This is a genomic window from Burkholderia sp. Ax-1720 (genome assembly GCF_011753035.1).
In the GTDB taxonomy this organism is placed as follows: Bacteria; Pseudomonadota; Gammaproteobacteria; order Burkholderiales; family Burkholderiaceae; genus Burkholderia; species Burkholderia gladioli.
In genome coordinates, this window is record NZ_VWWK01000062.1 from 17,464 (window position 1) to 26,587 (window position 9,124).

Consider the following 9,124-nt stretch of genomic DNA (forward strand, 5'->3'; position numbering starts at 1 on the left):
TGCTCAGTTCAGCGTGGTGCCGTTCGGCGCGCCGTTGGCGGCACCGGCCTGCTGCTGGATCTGCGCGAGGCGTTGCTCGTAGAGCGCCTGGAAGTTGATTTCCGCGAGGTGGATCGGCGGGAAGCCGGCGCGCGTGATCGCATCGGCGATGTTCGAGCGCAGGTACGGGAACAGGATGGTCGGGCAGGCGATGCCGACCAGCGGGTCGAGCTGCTCTTCCGGGATGTTGCGGATGTCGAAGATGCCGGCTTGCTTGGCTTCGATCAGGAACGCGACCTTGTCCTTGACCTTGGCGGTGACGGTACCCGAGACGACCACTTCATAAACACTTTCGGCCAGGCGTTCGGCCTTCACGTCGACTTCCACTTCAACCGACGGCATGTCCTGTTCGAGGAAGATCGCCGGCGAATTCGGCTGCTCGAGCGACAGATCCTTCAGGTAGATGCGCTGGATGTTGAAGAACGGCTGGTTTTCGACGTCGGACATGTTGGCTCCCTAAAATTGATGTGGCGGCGGCCGGTTTCCTCCGGCCACCCGGTTGTCTTGTCGTGCCCGCACGGCACGCAGCCCCGTCCCGGCGCCCGGGAGAGGCGTCATTCTGCCGGAATCAGGCTGCTTCCAGAAGCGGCAGCAGGCCACCTTCGCGGTCGAGCTTGGACAGGTCGTCGTAGCCCCCGACGTGGGTCTCGCCGATGTAGATCTGCGGAACCGTGCGACGGCCGGTACGTTCCATCATCTCCGCGCGGCGCGTCGGTTCCTTGTCGATCAGCACCTTCTCGATCTGCTCGACGCCGCGCTGCTTGAGCAGGCGCTCGGCCATCATGCAGTAAGGACAGACCTGGGTGCTGTACATGACTACTTTATTCACTTCGCCACTCCTTGTTTGACGACCGGCATGCCGGCCTTCTGCCACTCGGCGACACCGCCTTGCAGCACATGGACCTCGCCGTAACCGGCTTCGCGCACGGCCTTGGCCGCCTTGTTCGATTGCTGGCCGTTCTGGCAGACCAGCAGCACCGGGGCACTCTTGTTCTTGGCGACCTGGCCGAGCCGGGAAGCCAGTTCGGCGTACTCGACCGAGCGCGCCGAGGGCAGGTGCCCGGCGGCATACTCGGCCGAGGGCCGCAGGTCGATCACGATCGCATTGCGCCGGTTGATCAGTTGGGTCGCCTCGGCGCTGGACAGGCCGCCGCCCCCGCGCCGCAGCGCGGGAACCACCAGCAGGCCGCCGGAAACGAGCAGGATCGCGATGAGCGCAAGGTTGGTGTAATCGGTAAAGAACGTCACGGAGGATCCGCCGCTAAAAAGAGAAATCGAAAAGGACAATCCTGCCATTATAAAATATCCGTCTGACGCGATGGCGACCCGGCTACGGACCCGCCTTTTGCGGCCCGCTTCCTTACTACCGACCAGCAAGCACTCATGTACAAGCTCGTTCTCATCCGCCACGGCGAATCGACCTGGAACAAGGAAAACCGCTTCACCGGCTGGGTCGACGTCGACCTGACCGAGCAAGGCAACAACGAGGCCCGCCAGGCCGGCGTCCTGCTCAAGGAAGCCGGCTACGCGTTCGACATCGCCTACACCTCGGTGCTCAAGCGCGCGATCCGCACGCTCTGGCACGTGCAGGACCAGATGGACCAGATGTACCTGCCGGTGGTGCACTCCTGGCGCCTCAACGAGCGCCACTACGGCGCGCTGTCGGGCCTCAACAAGGCCGAGACGGCCGCCAAGTTCGGCGACGAGCAGGTGCTGGTGTGGCGCCGCAGCTACGACACGCCGCCGCCGGCGCTGGAGCCGAGCGACGAGCGCGCGCCCTTCGACGACCCGCGCTACGCCAAGGTGCCGCGCGAGCAGCTGCCGCTCACCGAATGCCTGAAGGACACCGTGGCGCGCGTGCTGCCGCTGTGGAACGAGTCTGTCGCGCCCGCCGTCAAGGCCGGCAAGCAGGTGCTGATCGCCGCGCACGGCAACTCGCTGCGCGCGCTGATCAAGTACCTGGACGGCATCTCGGACGACGACATCGTCGGCCTGAACATTCCCAACGGCGTGCCGCTCGTCTATGAACTCGACGAGAACCTGAAGCCGATCCGCCATTACTACCTGGGCGACCAGGAGGCGATCGCCAAGGCCCAGGCCGCCGTCGCGCAGCAGGGCAAGGCCAAGTAAGCACGGCGCTCATGTCGTGCCGGCCCGGGCCTCGAGCCTGGACCGGCGCGGCAGCGGCCCTTGCCATCCTCCGGCACGAACGGCTCTTGCTTGCCACCGCGCCCACTCGGCAGCGTCTGCCCTCTCGATCGCGAGATGCCGAGATCCGGCGAACGAAGCGCCGGGTTCGGCTCGCCGCGCCCGGCGCCGCCGCCAGCCGCGCGCCAGTTTCGCGCCAGCCGGCCGCCGTTCCCGCCTCGGCAAGCCCGCGCCGGGCATCATCGCGCGAGATCGGGCGAACCCGGCCGCGCCGCCGCTGTCGAACCCGCTTCGTCGCCGCTTTCACCCGCCACGGCGGAGCATCGGGACGAACGGAGATATACTTGACCGTCCTCCCACCTTCACGCCATAGCCACACGCGCTTTCCGACGCACACGATCCTATGCGAATGAAATTGAAGAATATCGGCCTCGTTGCCGCGGGCCTTGCCACCGGTGTATTCGCGACGCTGCAGATTTCGGCGTCGGCCCAGCAAGCCACGATCACGACGCCGCTGCCGCTCGACCAGTTGCGGCTGTTCGCCGAGGTGTTCGGCCAGATCAAGCGCGAATACGTCGAACCCGTCGACGACAAGAAGCTGTTGACGGCCGCGATCAAGGGCATGGTGTCGAGCCTCGATCCGCACTCGTCCTACCTCGACAAGACCGACTACGAGGAACTGCAGGAACAGACCAAGGGCCGCTTCGCGGGCCTGGGCATCGAGATCTCGCAGGAAGACGGCCTGGTGAAGGTGATCTCGCCGATCGAGGACACGCCCGCGTTCCGCGCCGGCATCCGTCCCGGCGACCTGATCACCCGCATCAACGACAAGCCGGTGCGCGGCATGACGCTCGACAAGGCCGTCAAGCAGATGCGCGGCGACCCCGGCACCAAGGTCACCCTGACGATCTTCCGCAAGACCGACGACCGCACCTTCCCGGTCACCGTCACGCGCGCGATCATCAAGGTGCAGAGCGTGAAGATGAAGATGCTCGACCCGGGTTACGCCTATATCCGGATCACCAGCTTCCAGGAACGCACCACCCCCGACCTGGCCGCTCGCCTGCAGGACATCGCGCGCCAGCAGCCGAACCTGAAGGGCCTGGTGGTCGACCTGCGCAACAACGGCGGCGGCCTGCTGCAGAGCGCGGTCGGCGTGGCCGGCGCGTTCCTGCCGCCGAACTCGGTGGTGGTCTCGACCAACGGCCAGATCCCCGATTCCAAGCAGGTCTACCGCGACGACTACGACAACTACCGTCTGCCGACCTTCGATTCCGATCCGCTGAAGGGCCTGCCGGGCATCTTCAAGACCGTGCCGATGATCGTCCTGACCAATGCCTACTCGGCCTCGGCCTCGGAAATCGTGGCCGGCGCGCTGCAGGATTCGCATCGCGCGCAGATCATGGGCAAGACCACCTTCGGCAAGGGCTCGGTGCAGACGGTGCGCCCGCTCACCGCCGACACGGCGCTGCGCCTGACCACCGCCTACTACTACACGCCGAGCGGCCGCTCGATCCAGAACAAGGGCATCGTGCCGGATATCCCGGTCGACCAGTTCTCGGACGGCGATCCCGACGACGTGCTGGTGACGCGCGAAGTGGACTACACCAACCACCTCGCGAACACCCAGGATCCGAACGAGAAGAAGGAGCTGGAGGCCCGCGAACAGCGCCGCCTCGACCAGCTGCGCATCCTCGAGGAGCAGAACGACAAGAAGACGCCGGAGCAGCGCGAGAAGGATCGCAACCGCAAGCCGGTCGAATTCGGCAGCGCCGACGACTTCATGCTGCAGCAGGCCCTGAACAAGCTGGAAGGCAAGCCGGTCCAGGAGTCGAAGTCGCTGCTCGCGGAAAGCACCTCCAAGCCGCTGACGGCGGGCGCGGCCGCGCCCTCGGCCTCCGCGCCGAAGGCCGCCACCGCGCCGGCCAAGGCCTCCTCGGCCAAGCCGGCCTCGGCGCCGAACTAAGCGGTAGCCGGCGCCCGACACGGGCCATCGCGGCAGTGCCGCGGTGGCCCGTTTCTTTTGGTGGGCCCCAGCAACCGAGGCCCGCGCCGCGGGCCCGCAGCGAACGCGCCTAGAATATCGGCAGGCAACCCCAGGCTTCTCCCCTTCCCCGCGATGAACGACGAACAACTGCTCCGCTACTCCCGCCACATCCTGGTCGACGAGATCGGCATCGAGGCGCAGCAGCGCTTCCTCGACGCGCATGCACTGGTGATCGGCGCGGGCGGCCTCGGCTCGCCGGCGGCGATGTACCTGGCGTCCTCGGGCATCGGCGCGATCACCCTGGTCGACGCCGACACGGTCGACCTCACCAACCTGCAGCGCCAGATCCTGCACGTCACCGAATCGGTCGGCCGCAGCAAGGTGGAATCGGGCCGCGACGCGCTCGCGCGCCTCAATCCCGAGGTGGTCGTGCATGCCGTGGCCGAGCGCGCCGATGCGGCCTGGCTCGACGCCGCCGTGCAGCGCGCCGATGTGGTGCTCGACTGCAGCGACAACTTCGCGACGCGTCACGCGATCAACCGCGCCTGCGCCGCGCACGGCGTGCCGCTCGTCTCGGGCGCGGCGCTGCGCTTCGACGGCCAGATCAGCAGCTTCGATTTCCGCGATCCGGCCTCGCCCTGCTACGCCTGCGTGTTCCCCGAGGACCAGCCCTTCGAGGAAGTGGCCTGCTCGACCATGGGCGTGTTCGCGCCGACGGTCGGCATCATCGGCGCGATGCAGGCGGCCGAGGCGCTGCGCCTGGTGGGCGGCTTCGGCGAGCCGCTGGTCGGGCGGCTGATGATGCTTGATTCGCTGCGCATGGAATGGAACACCATGCGCATCGCGCGCCAGGCCGATTGCCCGGTCTGCGGCGGCCGCCACTGAGGCGCGGGCCCAAGCTCCCGTTTCCCTGATGCCATGAAAAAGGCGGGGCATCCGACCCGGATGCCCCGCCTTTTTCGTTTCCTCCCGCCAGAAGCCGCTCAGGCCGCCAAATCCGCCTTCGGCTCGGCCGCCGCGAGCTGCTTGAGCGCGAGCTGCACGTCCTCGGGCTCGTAGGAGGCGAGCACGTCGGCGGTCGGCTTCTCGATCGCCTTCAGGTGCGCGCGCAGGATCTCCTGCTTGACCACCAGCAGCTGGCTCGGGTGCATCGAGAACTCGGTGAGCCCCATGCCGAGCAGCAGGCGCGTCATCGCCGGATCGCCCGCCATCTCCCCGCATACCGACGCCGGCACGCCGGCGCGCTTCGCCTCGCGCAGCGTGTAGGCGATCAGGTGCAGCACGGCCGGATGCAGCGGATCGTAGAGATGCGCGACGGCATTGTCGGCGCGATCGATCGCCAGCGTGTACTGGATCAGGTCGTTGGTGCCGATCGAGAGGAAATCGACGCGCTTGAGGAACAGCGGCAGCGCGATCGCGGCCGCCGGGATCTCGATCATCGCGCCCACGCGCACGTTCGGATCGTAGGCGAGGCCCGCATCGTCGAGCTGGCGCTTGGCCTCGCGGATCAGGTCCAGGGTCTGGTCGATCTCCTGCGCGTGCGCGAGCATCGGCACCAGGATCTTGACCGGCCCCACCGCCGAGGCGCGCAGGATCGCGCGCAGTTGGGTGAGGAACATCTGCGGCTCGGACAGGCTCCAGCGGATCGCGCGCAGGCCCAGCGCCGGGTTCGGCGCGGTCTCGTAGCCTTCCTCGAGCGCCTCGAGCGGCTTGTCGGCGCCCACGTCGATGGTGCGGATCGTCACCGGCTTGCCGTTCATCAGCTCGACCGCGCGCCGGTAGGCGCGGAACTGCTCCTCCTCCTCGGCCAGTGCGTTCGCGTCGTTCATGAACAGGAACTCGGTGCGGAACAGGCCGACGCCCACCGCGCCCGCGTCGACCGCCGTCTTGGCGTCGTCGGGCAACTCGATATTGGCCAGCAGGTCGATCTGGGTGCCGCACAAAGTTTGGGTCGGCGAGAACTTCAGGCGCTGCAGCTTGCGCTGCTCGAGCGCCATCTCCGACTGCCGGTACGAATACTCCTCGAGCACGATCGGCGCGGGATCGACGATCACGATGCCCCGGTCGCCGTCGACGATGATCAGGTCGTTCTGGCGGATCAGCGCGCTGGCATGCTGCACCCCGACCGAGGCCGGGATGCCGAGGCTGCGCGCCACGATCGCGGTATGCGAGGTGCGCCCGCCCAGGTCGGTGACGAAGGCGCGGAAAGCCTGGTTCTTGAACTGCATCATGTCGGCCGGCGCGATGTCGTGCGCGACCACGATCATGTCGTCCTTGCCGCCGGCCGCGCCGCCCAGCGCCTGCGAGGCCGAGGGCGCGCCGGCCAGCGCCTTCAGCACGCGCTCGACCACCTGCTCGATGTCGGCCTTGCGCTCGCGCAGGTACTCGTCCTCGATGTCGTCGAAATGGCCGCTGATCACGTCGAGCTGCTCGGTCAGCGCCCACTCGGCGTTGTAGCGGCGCACCCGGATCAGGTCGACGGTTTCCTGCACCAGCATCGCGTCGTTGAGGATCATCGAATGCACGTCGATGAAGGCCGCCACCTCGCTCGGCGTGTCCTCGGTGAGATCGGCGCGCAGCGCGTCGAGCTCGCCGCGCACGGCCAGCAGCGCGGCGCGCAGCCGCTCGATCTCGGCCTCGAGCAGCTGCGCCTCGACGAGGTAATGGGCGACGTCGAGCGCCGCCGGCGCGATCAGATACGCGCGACCGATCGCGATACCTCTCGAAACGGGAATTCCCTGCAGCGTGAAGGACACGCGCACCTCCTGTCAGTCCGATCATGCGCAGCCCGCCGCCGCGCTGCGCCTATGACCCCGATTCGCGATTATAAATTCCGCGAACCCCGCGTGACAGCATGCGTCGCAGCATCGGCGGGCAATGATCTGTTGTCTGAATAAACGCAAATGCCGCGTGAACTTCTTCACGCGGCATTCGGGGCAGGACGGGACCGTGATGTAAAGGCTTACTGGCCTTCGCCGAACTTGTCGGCGATCAGCGCGAGCAAGGCATCCATCGCTTCCTTCTCGTCGGCGCCCTCGGTCTCGATGGTCACCGTGCTGCCGATGCCGGCCGCCAGCATCATCACGCCCATGATGCTCTTGGCGTTGATGCGCCGGCCGTTGCGGGTCATCCAGACTTCCGACTGGAAGTTGCCGGCGAGCTGGGTCAGCTTGGCGGACGCGCGAGCATGCAGCCCCAATTTATTGACGATGGTCGTTTCTTGCTGAAGCATGGTGTTCCGTTCAGGTAGGGACAACCGGCGCCCCCGCGCCGGCGGAAGAAGGACGGACGCTCGCGCCGGGCGAGCGGCCGCTCAATGCGTTTCGGTCTGCGGCTTGGGTTCGGGCGGAATCGGCGCGCACTCGCCGCAGCCGAGGCCCGGGCGCGGCGGCGGCGTGCCGGCCGCGACCTCGTGGATGCCCTTGGTCGAACCGGCCAGCGCCTTCTCGACCAGCGTGTCGATCGGGGTGGTGCGGTAGCAGACCGAGCGCACCAGCATCGGCAGGTTGACGCCGGCCAGCACGCGCACCCCGTCGAGCTTGGCGAGCTGGCCGGCGATATTGGCCGGCGTGGCGCCGTACATGTCGGTCAGCACGAGCACGCCGTTTTCCTCGCGCAGCCGCGCGATCTCCGAGTGGGCGTAAGCCATCACCTGGGCCGGATCGTTATCCGCGAGTACGTCGATGGCGCCGATGCGCGCCGGCAGGCCGCCGTAGATGTGGGAGATGCACTCCCGCAACGCGGTGGCCAGCGGAGCATGAGCAATGATCAGGATGCCTGCCATGTCAACCTTGCAACAATGTCGGCCCGACCGCCGGACCGGATGCCAGGAATAAACCTACCGGGCGAACGGGCATTGTAGCAGGCCGGTTTCGGGGCCAGTCCACATCGTGGGCCGGCCGCGCTGCCGATCCGGCGGCGGGGGACCTGCGCGGCCGCCGCCGGTGCAAAGCATGATTCTCAGCCGACCGCGCGCTCCAGCGCGTCGACGAACATCGCCGCGACGTCGAAGCCGGTCTGCTCCATGATCTCGCGGAAGCAGGTCGGGCTGGTCACGTTGACCTCGGTGAGCCAGTCGCCGATCGCGTCGAGCCCGACCAGCAGCAGGCCGCGCGCGGCCAGCACCGGCCCGAGCGCGGCGGCGATCTCGCGATCGCGCTCGGTGAGCGGCTGGGCCACGCCCACGCCGCCGGCGGCCAGGTTGCCGCGCACCTCGTTGCCCTGCGGGATGCGCGCCAGCGAATACGGCACCGGCTCGCCGCCGATCAGCAGGATGCGCTTGTCGCCCGCCTTGATCTCGGGAATGAACTTCTGGATCATCAGCGAGCGGCGGCCGTCCTCACCGAGCATCTCGACGATCGAACCCAGGTTCATGCCGTCGGCCTTGACGCGGAACACGCCCATCCCGCCCATGCCGTCGAGCGGCTTGACGATCACGTCGCCGTGCTCGGCGTGGAAGGCACGCAGCCGCGCCACGTCGCGCGTGACCAGGGTCGGCGCCACGAACTGCGGGAATTCGCCGATCGCGAGCTTCTCCGAATGATCGCGGATCGCCTGCGGGCGATTGACGATCCTCGCCCCGGCGCGCTCGGCCATCTCCAGCAGCCAGGTGGAGGTCACGTACTCCATGTCGAAGGGCGGATCCTTGCGCATCAGCACCGCGCCGAAGGACGTCAGCGCGCGCGACTCGGCCGCGCCGGCCTCGAACCAGGTGTCGCGATGCAGGTCGGCCGTGTCGCCGACGATCGTCACGCGCCGCACGTCGGCCTCCACCGAGCTGCCGGTCCAGGCCAGCTGCTGCGGCTCGCAGGCGTGGATCGTGTGCCCGCGCCGCGCCGCCTCGGCCATCATCGCGTAGGTCGAATCCTTGTAGATCCGGAAACGATCGAGCGGGTCGGCGATAAAGAGAATGTCCATGCGGGTCCTGGTGATGGCTGGCTGAGTGTGGCT

10 protein-coding genes are annotated in these 9,124 nt (G+C 67.5%); 3 read left to right on the forward strand and 7 right to left on the reverse strand.

All coding sequences use genetic code 11. The annotated features are described in order from the left end of the window. Positions 1-3: 3 nt before the first annotated feature. From secB to F3J18_RS18920, 3 genes are all read right to left on the reverse strand, one after another. Positions 4-486: a protein-export chaperone SecB gene (gene secB, locus F3J18_RS18910; RefSeq protein WP_013699465.1), complete on the reverse strand. Its 483-nt coding sequence runs from the start codon at positions 484-486 to the stop codon at positions 4-6. A gap of 121 nt (positions 487-607) precedes the next feature. Next, on the reverse strand, positions 608-868 hold the full coding sequence (grxC, locus tag F3J18_RS18915; protein ID WP_013699466.1) for a glutaredoxin 3: 261 nt from the start codon (positions 866-868) through the stop codon (positions 608-610). Then, the gene (locus F3J18_RS18920) at positions 865-1,287 is read right to left on the reverse strand and encodes a rhodanese-like domain-containing protein (protein WP_025097047.1); all 423 of its coding nucleotides are present in this window, start codon (positions 1,285-1,287) and stop codon (positions 865-867) included. Before F3J18_RS18920 ends, grxC begins: the two co-directional genes overlap by 4 nt. Before the next feature lie 135 nt (positions 1,288-1,422). Here F3J18_RS18920 and gpmA point away from each other — a divergent pair, with 135 nt between their 5' ends. The 3 genes from gpmA (at position 1,423) to moeB (ending at position 5,059) form a co-directional block, all read left to right on the forward strand. Beyond that, entirely contained in the window at positions 1,423-2,169 is a 747-nt protein-coding gene (gpmA, locus tag F3J18_RS18925; RefSeq protein WP_025097048.1) for a 2,3-diphosphoglycerate-dependent phosphoglycerate mutase, read from the forward strand. Between the two features lie 421 nt (positions 2,170-2,590). Beyond that, complete coding sequence (locus F3J18_RS18930) at positions 2,591-4,153, forward strand: S41 family peptidase (RefSeq protein WP_025097049.1); 1,563 nt, start codon at positions 2,591-2,593, stop codon at positions 4,151-4,153. Between the two features lie 153 nt (positions 4,154-4,306). Further along, positions 4,307-5,059, forward strand: coding sequence for a molybdopterin-synthase adenylyltransferase MoeB (moeB, locus tag F3J18_RS18935; protein ID WP_166913641.1), 753 nt, complete (start codon positions 4,307-4,309; stop codon positions 5,057-5,059). Between the two features lie 98 nt (positions 5,060-5,157). Here the strand turns inward: moeB and ptsP are convergent, their stop codons facing one another. The 4 genes from ptsP to gshB all read right to left on the reverse strand — a co-directional run bounded on the left by ptsP (position 5,158) and on the right by gshB (position 9,091). Beyond that, positions 5,158-6,930, reverse strand: a complete 1,773-nt coding sequence (gene ptsP / locus F3J18_RS18940) for a phosphoenolpyruvate--protein phosphotransferase (RefSeq protein WP_025097051.1) — start codon at positions 6,928-6,930, stop codon at positions 5,158-5,160. A 206-nt stretch (positions 6,931-7,136) separates the two neighbouring features. Beyond that, on the reverse strand, positions 7,137-7,406 hold the full coding sequence (locus tag F3J18_RS18945) for an HPr family phosphocarrier protein (RefSeq protein ID WP_013699472.1): 270 nt from the start codon (positions 7,404-7,406) through the stop codon (positions 7,137-7,139). An 81-nt stretch (positions 7,407-7,487) separates the two neighbouring features. Continuing rightward, complete coding sequence (locus F3J18_RS18950; RefSeq protein ID WP_013699473.1) at positions 7,488-7,958, reverse strand: PTS sugar transporter subunit IIA; 471 nt, start codon at positions 7,956-7,958, stop codon at positions 7,488-7,490. Between the two features lie 176 nt (positions 7,959-8,134). Beyond that, positions 8,135-9,091, reverse strand: coding sequence for a glutathione synthase (gene gshB, locus F3J18_RS18955; RefSeq protein WP_013699474.1), 957 nt, complete (start codon positions 9,089-9,091; stop codon positions 8,135-8,137). Positions 9,092-9,124 lie beyond the last annotated feature (33 nt).

Bases quoted from the DNA above. Each gene is read 5' to 3' on its own strand.
- secB (WP_013699465.1), bottom strand. From the start codon at position 486: ATGTCCGACGTCGAAAACCAGCCGTTCTTCAACATCCAGCGCATCTAC.
- gpmA (WP_025097048.1), top strand. From the start codon at position 1,423: ATGTACAAGCTCGTTCTCATCCGCCACGGCGAATCGACCTGGAACAAG.
- F3J18_RS18930 (WP_025097049.1), top strand. From the start codon at position 2,591: ATGCGAATGAAATTGAAGAATATCGGCCTCGTTGCCGCGGGCCTTGCC.
- moeB (WP_166913641.1), top strand. From the start codon at position 4,307: ATGAACGACGAACAACTGCTCCGCTACTCCCGCCACATCCTGGTCGAC.
- F3J18_RS18945 (WP_013699472.1), bottom strand. From the start codon at position 7,406: ATGCTTCAGCAAGAAACGACCATCGTCAATAAATTGGGGCTGCATGCT.
- F3J18_RS18950 (WP_013699473.1), bottom strand. From the start codon at position 7,958: ATGGCAGGCATCCTGATCATTGCTCATGCTCCGCTGGCCACCGCGTTG.
- gshB (WP_013699474.1), bottom strand. From the start codon at position 9,091: ATGGACATTCTCTTTATCGCCGACCCGCTCGATCGTTTCCGGATCTAC.